We start from the raw sequence: 15834 nt of genomic DNA, 5'->3' as shown, positions 1-15834 counted from the left end.
GGGTTTTTTATTGGCACCTTCCGGCGCTTTTCTCATATAGTGGGGAATCACGGTTCACTACGGAGCTACTCACGTGTCAGGCTTATCACTCTCTGTGCTGCAACAACCGCTGGTCTGGATGGACGGTCCGGCCAACCTTCGCCACTTTGATACCCTGCTGGCAGACCTGCACGGGCGGGATCTGATCCTGCTACCGGAAATGTTTACTACTGGTTTTGCAATGGAGGCGGCGCAGCAGTCGATGCCGCAGCAGGAGGTGGTGGCCTGGATGCAGGAGAAAGCGCGCCACACCAATGCGATGATTGCCGGCAGCGCGGCGCTGCAGACCGAGCGCGGCCCGGTGAACCGTTTCCTGCTGGTGCAGCCGGACGGCACGCTGCATCACTATGATAAGCGCCATCTGTTCCGCATGGCCGATGAACATCATCATTATCAGGCCGGAGAGGCGCGCGTCATTATCGAATGGCGCGGGTTCCGCATACTGCCGCTGGTGTGCTACGACCTGCGCTTCCCGGTGTGGTCACGCAATCAGAACGATTACGATCTGGCGCTCTACGTAGCAAACTGGCCGGCTCCGCGTGCGCTGCACTGGCAGGCGCTGTTACTGGCGCGGGCTATTGAGAATCAGGCTTACGTGGCGGGCTGCAACCGCGTCGGCACCGACGGCAACGGGCATGGCTACAGCGGCGACAGCGCCATTATCAGCCCGCAGGGTGAGATGCTGGCGACAGCCACGCCGCATGAAGCGATGCGTATTGATGCCGAACTGTCGCTGGAGGCGCTGAACGCGTATCGTGAGAAATTCCCGGCCTGGCAGGACGCCGACCCGTTTACGCTGCGCTAGTCTCCCCTCGCCTCGTTGCAGAAAGAGGCGAGCAGCACGCAGAAACGACGAAGGCCTGAATCATTGCTGATTCAGGCCTTCTGAATAGTGGCGGAACGGACGGGGCTCGAACCCGCGACCCCCTGCGTGACAGGCAGGTATTCTAACCAACTGAACTACCGCTCCGCATTGTTCCATTGCTGGAACGAGGCGAATATTACGGTTTGCCCCGATCCGCGTCAACGCTTTTTCTCACGAATTTAATCGTTTGCTCTAAAAATCACCCGCCCGGTTATTTTCCGCGCGACCGGCGATTTTTTTATGCGCGCCAGAGGCAGCTACCGCCCTTCTTTTCCACCAGATCGAGACGCGATTCGTGCGCCATCAGCTCATCGTCGCTGGCGGCGATCACGCGCAGGCGGGAGGCCTGACGCACCACGCGCTGGATCCCGGCTTCACCCTGCTGCTGCTGTGACTCCCCTTCCATAGCAAACGACATGATCGTCTGCCCGCCGGTCATCGCCAGATAGACATCGGCCAGAATTTGGGAGTCGAGTAACGCCCCGTGCAGCGTACGCTTGGTGTTGTCTATTTCGTAGCGCGAGCAGAGCGCATCCAGGCTGTTGCGCTTGCCGGGGAACATTTTGCGCGCCATCGCCAGGCTGTCCGTGACCTTACAGAAGGTCTCGGTTTTCGGGATGCCGCGGTTGAGCTTGCTGAACTCGTAATCCATAAAGCCGATATCGAACGACGCGTTATGGATGACCAGCTCGGCCCCGCGGATGTAGTCGATAAAATCATCCACCACGTCGCCGAACAGCGGCTGGTGCATCAGGAATTCGTCAGCAATACCATGCACGTTGAAGGCTTCCGGGTCCACCAGCCGGTCGGGCTTCAGGTAGACGTGGAAGTTATTCCCGGTCAGGCGGCGGTTGATCACCTCTACCGCGCCAATTTCAATAATCCGGTGCCCTTCATAGTGGACACCGATCTGGTTCATACCGGTGGTTTCGGTATCAAGGACGATCTGTCGTGTAATTGCTGTGCTCATGGGCTTCGTTTATGTCAGACTTGGCGTTTTAATCACAGGAAGTCTACCAGAGATGCGCAAACAGGTAGAAATTTTCACCGATGGCTCCTGCCTCGGCAACCCAGGACCGGGCGGCTACGGTGCAATTCTTCGCTACAAAAAACATGAGAAAGAGTTCAGCGCCGGTTACCGGCTGACCACCAACAACCGCATGGAGCTGATGGCGGCCATCGTGGCGCTGGAGGGGCTACGCGAGCACTGCGACGTGGTGCTGAGCACCGACAGCCAGTACGTGCGCCAGGGGATCACCCAGTGGATCCACAACTGGAAAAAACGCGGCTGGAAAACGGCCGACAAAAAGCCGGTAAAAAATGTCGATCTCTGGCAGCGTCTCGATGCCGCCCTAAGCCAGCATAAAATTCAGTGGGAATGGGTAAAAGGCCATGCCGGTCACCCGGAGAACGAACGCTGCGATGTCCTGGCTCGCAGCGCGGCGGAAAATCCCACGCAGGAAGACACAGGCTACCTCCCGCAGGAGAGTTAAGGTTTTCGATACTGCCGCGTCGCACCCACCGTCTGGCGCAGCGAGGCTTTGGCTTTGCGGGCTTTCATCGGGTTAAGCGTCAGCGGAATGGTGCGCTTGCGCGCCACAATAAGCTGCATACACCCCAGCGCGGGCAGATGCGTACTCAACAGACGCCCGCCCTGCCGGGTCCAGGGCAACACCTGGAAACGCCCATGATATAACACTTCAAAGTTCAGCAGCGCCAGCCAGTCCAGCTGGCGCATCATGGTAAACATGCGGCTATTATAGGGTGGTCGCTTACGTTTGAACGGCACCAGCTTCGTCATCCCGACCAGGCTTAGCGGGTTAAAACCGCTGAGTACGATCCAGCCGTCATCAATCAACACCCGGTCAGCTTCACGCAACAGCGCGTGCGGGTCGTGGCACCACGGCAGCGTATGGGCCAGCAGGCAGGCATCCACCGACTTCGCGGCGAAAGGCAACTGGAGCGGATCGGCAATCACCTGATGCGGATCGCCGCCGAGGGACACATTCACCTGGTGCGAAATGGCGCAGGCCTCGGTATTGATTTCCGCGCTCATATTACCGATTTTAAGCAGATGAAAACCATACATTTTCGCCAGCCAGGGCTGAAGCTGGTTTTCCAGCGCCAGGCGATAGTGCTCGCCAGCCGGCAGCTCATCCCAGCGGGATGGAGACGTCAGTTTTTGAGGTATCCTTGCCGTTTTCATTACTACCTTCCCTAACGCTTGAGAGGTGTTTTATGAATCTTACCAGCATTCCCGCTTTACAGGACAACTACATCTGGGTACTGAACGACGACGCTGGCCGCTGCCTGATCGTCGATCCCGGCGAAGCGGCACCGGTACTGGCTGCTATTGCGCAAAACGGCTGGCAGCCGGAAGCGATTCTGCTGACGCACCATCATAACGATCACACCGGCGGCGTGCCGGAGCTGCTGGCTCGTTACCCAGGCCTGGCGGTGTATGGGCCGGAAGAGACCCGGGAGAAAGGGGCGAAGATAATCGTTGCGGAAGGAGATAACGTTTCAGTTTTAGGTCACAACTTTCGCGTTATCGCCACCCCGGGCCACACTTTAGGACATATCTGTTTTTTTAGCGTGCCTTATCTTTTCTGTGGCGATACGATGTTTTCCGGTGGCTGTGGCAGACTGTTTGAAGGTACGCCAGAGCAGATGTACCAGTCATTCGAGAAATTAAATGCGTTACCGGAGGAGACGTTAGTCTGCTGCGCGCACGAATATACATTAAGTAATCTTAAGTTTGCGGCGCATATTCTTCCTGAGGATGAAGCAATTTCCCAATATTACCGAGAAGTGAAGGAGTTACGGGCAAAAAATCAAATTACGCTGCCTACTTTATTGAAAACCGAGCGCAAAATTAATCTCTTCCTCAGAACGCAAGATGATGTATTAATTAGCAAAATTAACGCAGAAACATCTTTGCAACAACCTGAGCATGTTTTCGGCTGGTTACGGGCAAAGAAAGATAACTTCTGAATTCATACTTGTGTTCGCGAAACATCGCAGTTATCATCGCTCGTCTTTTAAGCAACTATTGACACACACATGAAGGCAAAAGCGATTTTACTCGCCTCTGTCTTGCTTGTTGGGTGCCAGGCGCAACAGCGCGATGGTAATGTCCAACAGCACGCACAGAGCCTTTCTGCGGCTGGTCAAGGGGAAGCAGGAAAGCTGGCAAGCCGAAGCGGCTTCTGGATGGACAACGCGTCCACTCTGGCAGACGATCAAAACTTGTGGGCTTTCATTGGCGACGAGCTAAAGATGGGAATTCCGGAAAATGCCCGGATTCGCGAACAGAAGCAGAAGTATTTAAAAAATAAGAGCTATCTCCACGATGTAACATTACGGGCAGAGCCGTATATGTACTGGATAGCAGGGCAAGTTAAGAAACGTAACATGCCCATGGAACTGGTACTACTACCCATAGTGGAGAGCGCTTTTGACCCGCACGCGACGTCTGGCGCCAATGCCGCAGGCATCTGGCAGATCATACCGAGCACAGGGCGCAATTATGGTTTGAAGCAGACCCGCAGCTATGATGCGCGTCGTGACGTAGTGGCTTCCACCACCGCGGCACTGGATATGATGCAGCGTCTTAACCGCATGTTTGACGGCGACTGGTTACTCACCGTTGCCGCCTATAACAGTGGTGAAGGTCGGGTTATGAAGGCAATGAAAGCGAATAAAGCGCGTGGTAAACCTACAGACTTTTGGTCGCTCTCACTGCCGCTGGAAACCAAAATATACGTACCGAAAATGCTGGCATTGAGCGACATTCTCAAAAACAGCGAGCGTTACGGCGTAAGCTTGCCGACCACTGATGAGAGCCGTGCACTGGCGCGCGTTCCGGTCAGTAATCCGGTAGAGATGGAGCAGCTGGCAGAGATGGCCGGGATTTCAGTGAAAAAACTGAAAACCTTCAACGCAGGCGTTAAAGGCGCTACGTTGGGCGCAAGCGGTCCGCAGTACGTTATGGTTCCTCGTAAGCACGCCGCGCAGCTGCGAAGCTCGCTGGCCGCTAACGAAATTGAAGCTGTTCAACCGGCTATTCTCGCGAATAACGATGATACCGGCAGCCGTGCCTACACTGTTCGCTCCGGCGATACGCTTTCAGGCATTGCGTCACGCTTAAACGTGACCACGGCCGAACTGCGACGCTGGAACGGTTTGAAAGGCGCAAGCCTGAAAATCGGCCAGACGTTAAACGTTGGTAGCAATACCAGCAGCGCAGGGCGCCTGGCGAAGAACGACGACAGCATCACGTACCGCGTCCGTAAAGGCGATTCGCTTTCGAGCATCGCAAAACGACACGGCGTCAATATCAAAGACGTGATGCGCTGGAACACGGGAACAGACAAACTGCAACCGGGCGATCAGATCACGCTGTTTGTGAAAAACGACAGCCGGCCTGATTCCTGACAGAACAAAAAAGGCACCGACTTCCCCCGGTGCCTTTTTCTTTTTATGCGTACTTTATGGCTTCAATCATAATGGTATCGCTGCAAAACGAACCGTCATCCTCCAGCGCGAAATAGCGCTTCACCTCATCCGCCGCACTTTCCTGATAGGCTCTAATCGCCTCTGCCATGACGGCAGGCGTGCGCATACGTGCAATCCACGAGGCGAATTCCAGCCGCAGACGGTCGGTAGTAATGCCCTGTACCGCCAGTCCCGCGCTGGTAAACATCGACAGCCACTCACCGCTGGCATAATCCCGCACGTGCGAGGTATCCCGCAGCGCTTCCACGGTCTGCAGCCAGATATCCAGCACCGCCTGCCCCGGCGACAGGATATCCATAAATATCACGTGACCGCCTGGCTTCAGGATGCGACGCACTTCCCGCAGCGCCATACCTGGATCCTGCCAGTGGTGCGCTGAATAGCGGCTTATTACCACGTCCATACTGTTATCGTCGAACGGCAACTGTTCGGCCACGCCCTGGCGGGTATCGAGATTAGTAATATTACGCTCGCGCGCAGTGTCGCTAACCACATCAAGCATCCGCGCTGAAAGATCGTAAGCCGTGACGTGCGCCACCAGCCCGGCAGTGGCAAAACTGGCATGCCCTGCCCCACAGCCGATATCCAGCAGCTGTGCGGTTGGCCACGCCGCAAGTTTTTCCTTCAGACGCTCAAGATCGTTACCGCTGGCGTGAACCTGACTGGTGAGATAAGCCTGCGCCTGCTCTCCGAACTGGTTATCGACGTGATGCTGATGGGAATGGGTTGTCATGATGGTGTCCTTGCGGTTGAGAAAAGAGTGGGCAGCGTCAGATCTGCCCTACGGCAGACCTGACTTACCTTTATTTCTCAGGTTTGCCGGGACTGAATTCGACGAGTAGTGGATTGTGATCGGAGGCGCGGGTGACCAGCACCGAGGCTTCGCTGACGTTAAGACCGCGATAGAAGACAAAATCGAGCGGACGGCCAAAGGCCCGTCGGCGATTGTCATCGGTAAACCGCACCTGGCGCAGTGACATATCGCGCGTAAAGCGGAACAGCGCGTTCATGCGCGGTCGGCTCCAGGCATTAAAATCTCCCGCCATGATCACCGGACCATTGTGATGCGCAATCTGATCGCCAATCGGCAGTAGCTGCTTGCTGTAGACGTCCACGCCGAGGCTGAAATTGACGGCGTGAATATTCACAACCATCAGCATGCGGCCATCGGGCAGTGGATAAACCGTAACCAGTGCTGATTTGGACAGGCGAAGAATAGGTTCGCGCTCGCGCAGCGGGCAGCAGTACACCGGGTGCGCAGCAGCAAGGGTCATCACCCCGGAAGGGTGCTGCGGCAGAACAAATGCGGGAACCTGATCGGCGGCAAGGTAGTTTGAGGTAGCAAATTGCACCAGCTCAGGCGTGGTTTGCGCTTCCTGGAGCAGTACCAGATGCGCATCTTTGCCGAAGTTTTGCAGCACCGACAGCCATTCAGCTCGCTGCTGCTTAAAGATATTCCACACCAGTACCCGAAGCACGTCAGGGCCCGGGAGTGGCGCACCGGCGGGTAACGCCTTGCCAATACTCGCGAATGAGCCCGGCGGCAGAATCCTCTCCGCTGGCTGTCCGGCAATATAGCGCATGGCATAAGTCGTTTTTCGCACGTTTGGCTTCAAACCTCTATAACATGAACCGCCCGGGAAATCAGGCGGTTCCTCAGTTATAGGGATTTTAGCTCACACTTTCAACGACGTTATGGTTTGTTTTAGCAAGCAGCCAGGCAGCTACGCCTGCTTCCACTGCGCTACAGACGCGTTTTTCTTATCAAGACGGCCGCTGATAATCGTCAGGATCAGCGCCACTGCGACGATGACTGCGCCGATCCAAGGCGTACTGGCGAGGCCATAATGTTCGACCGTCTGACCGCCAACGATTGAGCCGAGCGCAATGCCGACGTTAAAGGCTGCGATATTCAGACCAGAGGCGACGTCAACCGCACCCGGCGTGTACTCTCCCGCCTTCTGCACCACATACACCTGAAGACCCGGCACATTGCCAAACGCGAAAATGCCCATTATCAGCACCGTAACCAGTGCAGCGTAGTGAATACTGACCGTGAACTGGAAGATCAGCAGCAATACGGCAAGTGCGGCGAAAATCAGCGTCAGGGCAGGAATCGCACCCTGTTTGTCTGCCAGCTTGCCGCCCCAGATATTGCCAATCGCGACGGCCACACCATAGCCAAGAAGAATAAAGCTTACGGCTGATGGCGAGAAGCCAGCCAGGCTTTGCATCATGGGTGCCAGGAAGGTAAAGGCGGTGAATACGCCGCCATAGCCCAGCGCGGTAATAGCATAGATCATCAGCAGGCGCGGATGCGTCAGTACGCTTAATTGCGCTTTCAGGCCCGCCACTGGCTGCATCGGAATCGCTTTCGGGATGAGAAGCATACTGGCAATAAGCGCGATGACGCCGAGTCCCGCAACCGCGAGGAAAGTTTCCCGCCAGCCAAAATGCTGGCCGATAAAGGTTCCCAGCGGCACACCGGTGACCAGTGCGACAGTCAGCCCACCGAACATGATCGCGATGGCCGACGCGGCTTTCTCGCGGGCGACCAGACCGGTGGCAATCGTCGAACCAATCGAGAAGAATACGCCATGTGCCAGGCCGGTCAGCAGACGCGCCACCACCAGGGTGTTATAGCCCGGAGCCAGCCAGGCCAGCAGATTCCCGGCTGTGAACAGCGCCATCAGCAGGATCAGCAGTTGCTTACGGGGAAGCCTCGCAGTCAGCGCCGTCAGTACCGGTGCGCCAATGGCGACACCCAACGCATAAATCGATACCAGTAAGCCGGCAGAGGGTAACGATATTCCCATCTGCTCTGCGATAGTCGGCACCAGCCCAACAATAACAAATTCGGTGGTGCCAATTGCGAAAGCGCTGATCGTCAGCGCCAGTAGTGCCAGCGGCATAATGTACTCCATACAGGTTTGCATTTGATGGCGCTCAGTATGCTACCGTGCTTAAATAACAAAAACATTCAAAGTCTCAATAGAATTTTGCCTGAGGAGCAACAATGAAAGCGAGTTCCGAAGAGCTGACCGTGTTTGTCGCTGTGGTAGAGAGCGGCAGTTTCAGCCGGGCCGCCGAACAACTCGGTCAGGCCAACTCGGCAGTGAGCAGGACGGTAAAAAAGCTGGAGATGAAGCTTGGCGTCAGCCTGCTCAACCGCACCACGCGGCAGCTCAGCCTTACCGAAGAAGGACATCGTTATTTCCGGCGGGTACAGCACGTCCTGCAGGAGATGGCGGCCGCCGAGAATGAACTGATGGAGTCGCGTCAGACACCGCGAGGTTTGCTACGCATTGACGCCGCAACGCCCGTGGTGCTGCATTTTCTCATGCCGCTTATCAGGCCGTTTCGCGAGCGCTACCCGGAGATGACGCTGTCGCTGGTGTCCTCCGAAACCTTTATTAATCTGATCGAGCGTAAAGTAGATGTTGCAATCCGGGCGGGAACGTTGACTGACTCCAGCCTGCGTGCGCGGCCGCTGTTCACCAGTTATCGCAAGATCATCGCCTCCCCGGATTATCTGGCACGCCACGGTACGCCTGCCAGCGTGGAAGATCTTAACGATCATCTGTGCCTCGGCTTTACCGAGCCGGTATCGCTTAACCGCTGGCCTGTCGCTCAGGCGGACGGTCAGTTGCTGGAAGTGGACGTCGGGTTATCGTCTAACAGCGGCGAAACGCTGAAACAACTCTGCATAACGGGAAATGGCATTGCCTGTTTGTCGGATTATATGATCGATCGGGAGATTGCCAGCGGCGCGCTGGTTGAACTTCTGGCCGAGCAACGTTTGCCGGTGGAGATGCCTTTCAGCGCGGTCTACTACAGCGATCGAGCGGTGAGTACGCGGATCCGGGCATTTATCGACTTTATGAGTGAACATGTGAAACAGCCCCGGACGGGGCTGTAACAGAGGATGGGCATAAAGAGGAGGGTTAATCCCAGGCGGGAGCCAGCCCCTCCGGGCTGACCAGGCGATCGTTACAATCCAGCACGTCAATCGATGCCATATCTTCAGCGTCCAGCATGAGAGTCGTCGCGTTAAGATTGCTTGCCAGGTTCTCACGTTTGGTTGAGGAAGGAATGACGGCATACCCCATCGCCAGTGCCCATGCCAGGATAACCTGCGCGGGAGTAGCATTGTGTTTTTCCGCAATGCGGATAATCACGTCATCTTTAAGTGCCTTCCCATACGCCAGTGTCATATAGGATGTGATATGAATGCCGTGCGCCCTCGCCCACTCTGTAACTTTACGGTTTTGCAGGTAGGGCGATAACTCAATCTGGTTGGTTGCGATATTCTCTACGCCTACGGCATTGATTGCGCGCGTCATCAGATCGATCGTGAAATTAGAAATGCCAATTTCGCGAGTTAAGCCCTGCTGTTTTGCTTCCAGTAGCGCCTGCATATACTCTTCAACCGGCACGGCATCGCCCGGCGATGGCCAGTGGATCAGCGTCAAATCGACATAATCGATACGCAATTTTTCCAGGCTCTCTTTAAGGCTTGGAATTAATTTCTCTTTGCTGAGATTTTCGGTCCAGATTTTGGTGGTGATAAAGAGATCGTTACGCGCCACGCCACTCTCTTTGATGGCCTGCCCTATCTCTGCTTCATTGCCATAAATTTGTGCGGTGTCGATTGCGCGATAGCCCATTTCGAGTGCATTTTTTACAGATGCGATAACCACATCCTCTTTCAGGCGGAAGGTCCCAAGACCAAATGCAGGAACTGTCATTACTACCTCTTCTTTTCGTTTACGCTGTTCTTGAACGATTGTCACCCGTCTGGTTATGGTGATAAAGAGGCATAATTTGAGAAGAGTTTTGCGCAAGGAGCAATAAAAGAGTGGGATTTGAGAATATCCGGGAAAGTGCTGGGGAAGACCAGACAAAAGAAAAAGCCCTGAGCATGCGCTCAGGGCTTATCAAAAAGTGGCGGAACGGACGGGGCTCGAACCCGCGACCCCCTGCGTGACAGGCAGGTATTCTAACCAACTGAACTACCGCTCCACCGAATTTCGTCACTGCACCGGATGTCACTCCGGTTTACTGCTAATTTGATGCCTGGCAGTTTATGAATCGCTGTGCGATTCACCCTTCAGGCCGTTGCTGTGCAACGTTCAAAAGCTTCGCTTTTGTCCTACTCTCTGTCGAGTAGTGAACTGCCCTGAAGTTCTGGTCAGGTATGTTAATTTGATGCCTGGCAGTTCCCTACTCTCGCATGGGGAGACCCCACACTACCATCGGCGCTACGGCGTTTCACTTCTGAGTTCGGCATGGGGTCAGGTGGGACCACCGCGCTACAGCCGCCAGGCAAATTCTGTTCGCTTACCGCCTCGCGGCCATAAGCATAATCCGTCTCAAGCTGAAAATCTCTCAAATCCAACACCAAAACACCTTCGGCGTTGTAAGGTTAAGCCTCACGGTTCATTAGTACCGGTTAGCTCAACGCATCGCTGCGCTTACACACCCGGCCTATCAACGTCGTCGTCTTCAACGTTCCTTCAGGACCCTTAAAGGGTCAGGGAGAACTCATCTCGGGGCAAGTTTCGTGCTTAGATGCTTTCAGCACTTATCTCTTCCGCATTTAGCTACCGGGCAATGCCATTGGCATGACAACCCGAACACCAGTGATGCGTTCACTCCGGTCCTCTCGTACTAGGAGCAACCCCCCTCAATTCTCCAGCGCCCACGGCAGATAGGGACCGAACTGTCTCACGACGTTCTAAACCCAGCTCGCGTACCACTTTAAATGGCGAACAGCCATACCCTTGGGACCTACTTCAGCCCCAGGATGTGATGAGCCGACATCGAGGTGCCAAACACCGCCGTCGATATGAACTCTTGGGCGGTATCAGCCTGTTATCCCCGGAGTACCTTTTATCCGTTGAGCGATGGCCCTTCCATTCAGAACCACCGGATCACTAAGACCTGCTTTCGCACCTGCTCGAGCCGTCACTCTCGCAGTCAAGCTAGCTTATGCCTTTGCACTAACCTCCTGATGTCCGACCAGGATTAGCTAACCTTCGTGCTCCTCCGTTACGCTTTAGGAGGAGACCGCCCCAGTCAAACTACCCACCAGACACTGTCCCCACGCCGGATCACGGCGCCAGGTTAGAACATCAAACATTAAAGGGTGGTATTTCAAGGTTGGCTCCACGCAGACTGGCGTCCACGCTTCAAAGCCTCCCACCTATCCTACACATCAAGGCTCAATGTTCAGTGTCAAGCTATAGTAAAGGTTCACGGGGTCTTTCCGTCTTGCCGCGGGTACACTGCATCTTCACAGCGATTTCAATTTCACTGAGTCTCGGGTGGAGACAGCCTGGCCATCATTACGCCATTCGTGCAGGTCGGAACTTACCCGACAAGGAATTTCGCTACCTTAGGACCGTTATAGTTACGGCCGCCGTTTACCGGGGCTTCGATCAAGAGCTTCTCCTTACGGATAACCCCATCAATTAACCTTCCGGCACCGGGCAGGCGTCACACCGTATACGTCCACTTTCGTGTTTGCACAGTGCTGTGTTTTTAATAAACAGTTGCAGCCAGCTGGTATCTTCGACTGGTTTCAGCTCCGCGAGCAAGTCGCTTCACCTACGCACCAGCGTGCCTTCTCCCGAAGTTACGGCACCATTTTGCCTAGTTCCTTCACCCGAGTTCTCTCAAGCGCCTTGGTATTCTCTACCTGACCACCTGTGTCGGTTTGGGGTACGATTTGATGTTACCTGATGCTTAGAGGCTTTTCCTGGAAGCAGGGCATTTGTTGCTTCAGCACCGTAGTGCCTCGTCATCACGCCTCAGTGTTAAAGTGCACCGGATTTGCCTGGAGCACACACCTACACGCTTAAACCGGGACAACCGTCGCCCGGCCAACATAGCCTTCTCCGTCCCCCCTTCGCAGTAACACCGAGTACAGGAATATTAACCTGTTTCCCATCGACTACGCCTTTCGGCCTCGCCTTAGGGGTCGACTCACCCTGCCCCGATTAACGTTGGACAGGAACCCTTGGTCTTCCGGCGAGCGGGCTTTTCACCCGCTTTATCGTTACTTATGTCAGCATTCGCACTTCTGATACCTCCAGCAGACCTCACAGTCCACCTTCAACGGCTTACAGAACGCTCCCCTACCCAACAACACATAGTGTCGCTGCCGCAGCTTCGGTGCATGGTTTAGCCCCGTTACATCTTCCGCGCAGGCCGACTCGACCAGTGAGCTATTACGCTTTCTTTAAATGATGGCTGCTTCTAAGCCAACATCCTGGCTGTCTGTGCCTTCCCACATCGTTTCCCACTTAACCATGACTTTGGGACCTTAGCTGGCGGTCTGGGTTGTTTCCCTCTTCACGACGGACGTTAGCACCCGCCGTGTGTCTCCCGTGATAACATTCTCCGGTATTCGTAGTTTGCATCGGGTTGGTAAGCCGGGATGGCCCCCTAGCCGAAACAGTGCTCTACCCCCGGAGATGAGTTCACGAGGCGCTACCTAAATAGCTTTCGGGGAGAACCAGCTATCTCCCGGTTTGATTGGCCTTTCACCCCCAGCCACAAGTCATCCGCTAATTTTTCAACATTAGTCGGTTCGGTCCTCCAGTTAGTGTTACCCAACCTTCAACCTGCCCATGGCTAGATCACCGGGTTTCGGGTCTATACCCTGCAACTTAACGCCCAATTAAGACTCGGTTTCCCTTCGGCTCCCCTATACGGTTAACCTTGCTACAGAATATAAGTCGCTGACCCATTATACAAAAGGTACGCAGTCACACCACAAAGGTGCTCCCACTGCTTGTACGTACACGGTTTCAGGTTCTGTTTCACTCCCCTCGCCGGGGTTCTTTTCGCCTTTCCCTCACGGTACTGGTTCACTATCGGTCAGTCAGGAGTATTTAGCCTTGGAGGATGGTCCCCCCATATTCAGACAGGATACCACGTGTCCCGCCCTACTCATCGAGCTCACAGCAAGTGTGTTTTTGTGTACGGGAGTATCACCCTGTACCCTGCGACTTTCCAGACGCTTCCACTAACACACAAACTGATTCAGGCTCTGGGCTGCTCCCCGTTCGCTCGCCGCTACTGGGGGAATCTCGGTTGATTTCTTTTCCTCGGGGTACTTAGATGTTTCAGTTCCCCCGGTTCGCCTCATGTCACTATGTATTCATGACATGATAGTGCAACGAATTGCACTGGGTTTCCCCATTCGGACATCGTCGGTTATAACGGTTCATATCACCTTACCGACGCTTTTCGCAGATTAGCACGTCCTTCATCGCCTCTGACTGCCAGGGCATCCACCGTGTACGCTTAGTCGCTTAACCTCACAACCCGAAGATGTTTCTTTCGATTCATCGTCGTGCTGTAAGCATTTGAGAGACTCGAACACACCTTTTTCTGTTCTTGTTTACGGAGAACAGAAACAGTGTGTCGTTTCAATTTTCAGCTTGTTCCGGATTGTTAAAGAGCAAATATCTCAAACGTGACTTGAAAGTCAGTTTTGAGATATTGTGGCCGCGCACCTTTCACTTGCGTTACCAAGCAGGTGGCGTCCCTTAGGGGATTCGAACCCCTGTTACCGCCGTGAAAGGGCGGTGTCCTGGGCCTCTAGACGAAAGGGACTTATCTTTCGCAGACACCCTGCTTCTTACTTTTCATCAGACAATCTGTGTGGACACTGCGGAGTTGTATCTTTTAAGGTAAGGAGGTGATCCAACCGCAGGTTCCCCTACGGTTACCTTGTTACGACTTCACCCCAGTCATGAATCACAAAGTGGTAAGCGCCCTCCCGAAGGTTAAGCTACCTACTTCTTTTGCAACCCACTCCCATGGTGTGACGGGCGGTGTGTACAAGGCCCGGGAACGTATTCACCGTGGCATTCTGATCCACGATTACTAGCGATTCCGACTTCATGGAGTCGAGTTGCAGACTCCAATCCGGACTACGACGTACTTTATGAGGTCCGCTTGCTCTCGCGAGGTCGCTTCTCTTTGTATACGCCATTGTAGCACGTGTGTAGCCCTGGCCGTAAGGGCCATGATGACTTGACGTCATCCCCACCTTCCTCCGGTTTATCACCGGCAGTCTCCTTTGAGTTCCCGACCGAATCGCTGGCAACAAAGGATAAGGGTTGCGCTCGTTGCGGGACTTAACCCAACATTTCACAACACGAGCTGACGACAGCCATGCAGCACCTGTCTCAGAGTTCCCGAAGGCACCAAAGCATCTCTGCTAAGTTCTCTGGATGTCAAGGCCAGGTAAGGTTCTTCGCGTTGCATCGAATTAAACCACATGCTCCACCGCTTGTGCGGGCCCCCGTCAATTCATTTGAGTTTTAACCTTGCGGCCGTACTCCCCAGGCGGTCGACTTAACGCGTTAGCTCCGGAAGCCACTCCTCAAGGGAACAACCTCCAAGTCGACATCGTTTACGGCGTGGACTACCAGGGTATCTAATCCTGTTTGCTCCCCACGCTTTCGCACCTGAGCGTCAGTCTTCGTCCAGGGGGCCGCCTTCGCCACCGGTATTCCTCCAGATCTCTACGCATTTCACCGCTACACCTGGAATTCTACCCCCCTCTACGAGACTCAAGCCTGCCAGTTTCGGATGCAGTTCCCAGGTTGAGCCCGGGGATTTCACATCCGACTTGACAGACCGCCTGCGTGCGCTTTACGCCCAGTAATTCCGATTAACGCTTGCACCCTCCGTATTACCGCGGCTGCTGGCACGGAGTTAGCCGGTGCTTCTTCTGCGAGTAACGTCAATTGATGAGCGTATTAAACTCACCACCTTCCTCCTCGCTGAAAGTACTTTACAACCCGAAGGCCTTCTTCATACACGCGGCATGGCTGCATCAGGCTTGCGCCCATTGTGCAATATTCCCCACTGCTGCCTCCCGTAGGAGTCTGGACCGTGTCTCAGTTCCAGTGTGGCTGGTCATCCTCTCAGACCAGCTAGGGATCGTCGCCTAGGTGAGCCGTTACCCCACCTACTAGCTAATCCCATCTGGGTTCATCTGATGGCAAGAGGCCCGAAGGTCCCCCTCTTTGGTCTTGCGACGTTATGCGGTATTAGCTACCGTTTCCAGTAGTTATCCCCCTCCATCAGGCAGATCCCCAGACATTACTCACCCGTCCGCCACTCGTCAGCAAAGCAGCAAGCTGCTTCCTGTTACCGTTCGACTTGCATGTGTTAGGCCTGCCGCCAGCGTTCAATCTGAGCCATGATCAAACTCTTCAATTTAAAGTTTGATGCTCAAAGAATTAAACTTCGTAATGAATTACGTGTTCACTCTTGAGACTTGATAATGCTTTTTCGTCTTGCGACGTGAAAGATATCAGTGCCCCGAGTGCCCACACAGATTGTCTGATAAATTGTTAAAGAGCAGTGCGACGCGGCCTGCAGCCTGC

At 54.5% G+C, this 15834-nt stretch carries 11 protein-coding genes, 3 tRNA genes and 3 rRNA genes; 5 read left to right on the top strand and 12 right to left on the bottom strand.

The genetic code is table 11. From position 1 onward, the window contains the following. Positions 1–73 precede the first annotated feature (73 nt). The gene (locus KFZ77_RS04090; protein ID WP_031524117.1) at positions 74–844 is read left to right on the top strand and encodes an amidohydrolase; all 771 of its coding nucleotides are present in this window, start codon (positions 74–76) and stop codon (positions 842–844) included. 88 nt (positions 845–932) lie between these two features. On the opposite strand, the gene KFZ77_RS04085 is transcribed toward KFZ77_RS04090, so the two are convergent. Both KFZ77_RS04085 and dnaQ read right to left on the bottom strand, forming a co-directional pair. After that, a tRNA-Asp gene (locus KFZ77_RS04085) sits at positions 933–1009 on the bottom strand. 133 nt (positions 1010–1142) lie between these two features. Further along, on the bottom strand, positions 1143–1874 hold the full coding sequence (dnaQ, locus tag KFZ77_RS04080) for a DNA polymerase III subunit epsilon (protein ID WP_264385507.1): 732 nt from the start codon (positions 1872–1874) through the stop codon (positions 1143–1145). A gap of 52 nt (positions 1875–1926) precedes the next feature. Between dnaQ and rnhA the strand changes: the two genes are divergently transcribed. Continuing rightward, complete coding sequence (gene rnhA, locus KFZ77_RS04075) at positions 1927–2397, top strand: ribonuclease HI (RefSeq protein WP_319640962.1); 471 nt, start codon at positions 1927–1929, stop codon at positions 2395–2397. Here the strand turns inward: rnhA and KFZ77_RS04070 are convergent. Further along, on the bottom strand, positions 2394–3110 hold the full coding sequence (locus KFZ77_RS04070; RefSeq protein ID WP_031524112.1) for a class I SAM-dependent methyltransferase: 717 nt from the start codon (positions 3108–3110) through the stop codon (positions 2394–2396). The two genes, rnhA and KFZ77_RS04070, sit on opposite strands and share 4 nt — an antisense overlap. 32 nt (positions 3111–3142) lie before the next feature. Between KFZ77_RS04070 and gloB the strand changes: the two genes are divergently transcribed. Both gloB and mltD read left to right on the top strand, forming a co-directional pair. Continuing rightward, positions 3143–3898 carry a hydroxyacylglutathione hydrolase gene (gloB, locus tag KFZ77_RS04065; protein ID WP_264385505.1) on the top strand — a complete coding sequence of 252 codons (756 nt, stop codon included), beginning with the start codon at positions 3143–3145 and terminating at the stop codon, positions 3896–3898. A gap of 69 nt (positions 3899–3967) precedes the next feature. Continuing rightward, positions 3968–5341, top strand: coding sequence for a murein transglycosylase D (gene mltD / locus KFZ77_RS04060; RefSeq protein ID WP_264385504.1), 1374 nt, complete (start codon positions 3968–3970; stop codon positions 5339–5341). 43 nt (positions 5342–5384) lie between these two features. Here mltD and KFZ77_RS04055 read toward each other — a convergent pair whose 3' ends face one another. The 3 genes from KFZ77_RS04055 to KFZ77_RS04045 all read right to left on the bottom strand — a co-directional run bounded on the left by KFZ77_RS04055 (position 5385) and on the right by KFZ77_RS04045 (position 8334). Continuing rightward, entirely contained in the window at positions 5385–6155 is a 771-nt protein-coding gene (locus KFZ77_RS04055; RefSeq protein WP_264385503.1) for a class I SAM-dependent methyltransferase, read from the bottom strand. 70 nt (positions 6156–6225) lie between these two features. Next, positions 6226–7026 (bottom strand): endonuclease/exonuclease/phosphatase family protein, encoded by an 801-nt coding sequence (locus KFZ77_RS04050; protein WP_264385502.1) that lies wholly within the window; start codon positions 7024–7026, stop codon positions 6226–6228. A 120-nt stretch (positions 7027–7146) separates the two neighbouring features. After that, positions 7147–8334 carry an MFS transporter gene (locus KFZ77_RS04045; RefSeq protein WP_264385501.1) on the bottom strand — a complete coding sequence of 396 codons (1188 nt, stop codon included), beginning with the start codon at positions 8332–8334 and terminating at the stop codon, positions 7147–7149. 104 nt (positions 8335–8438) lie between these two features. On the opposite strand from KFZ77_RS04045, the gene yafC reads away from it, so the two are divergent. Then, positions 8439–9341 (top strand): DNA-binding transcriptional regulator YafC, encoded by a 903-nt coding sequence (gene yafC / locus KFZ77_RS04040; protein ID WP_264385500.1) that lies wholly within the window; start codon positions 8439–8441, stop codon positions 9339–9341. 25 nt (positions 9342–9366) lie between these two features. On the opposite strand, the gene dkgB is transcribed toward yafC, so the two are convergent. The 6 genes from dkgB to KFZ77_RS04010 form a co-directional block, all read right to left on the bottom strand. After that, positions 9367–10170, bottom strand: coding sequence for a 2,5-didehydrogluconate reductase DkgB (gene dkgB / locus KFZ77_RS04035; RefSeq protein ID WP_264385499.1), 804 nt, complete (start codon positions 10168–10170; stop codon positions 9367–9369). Positions 10171–10367: 197 nt separating this feature from the next. Then, positions 10368–10444, bottom strand: a tRNA-Asp gene (locus KFZ77_RS04030). A 188-nt stretch (positions 10445–10632) separates the two neighbouring features. After that, a 5S ribosomal RNA gene (gene rrf, locus KFZ77_RS04025) occupies positions 10633–10748 on the bottom strand. 95 nt (positions 10749–10843) lie between these two features. Continuing rightward, a 23S ribosomal RNA gene (locus tag KFZ77_RS04020) occupies positions 10844–13749 on the bottom strand. Between the two features lie 222 nt (positions 13750–13971). Further along, positions 13972–14047 (bottom strand) — tRNA-Glu (locus KFZ77_RS04015). Positions 14048–14125: 78 nt separating this feature from the next. Continuing rightward, positions 14126–15667: ribosomal RNA gene (locus tag KFZ77_RS04010) — 16S ribosomal RNA — on the bottom strand. The 16S, 23S and 5S rRNA genes sit together here with 2 tRNA genes alongside, the layout of an rRNA operon. Positions 15668–15834: the final 167 nt, after the last annotated feature.

Origin of the sequence: Siccibacter colletis (genome assembly GCF_025914095.1) — a bacterium.
GTDB classification, from domain to species: domain Bacteria; phylum Pseudomonadota; class Gammaproteobacteria; order Enterobacterales; family Enterobacteriaceae; genus Siccibacter; species Siccibacter colletis.
Note: the sequence above shows the minus strand (reverse complement) of the source record. Positions and strands in the feature narration are given on the sequence as shown.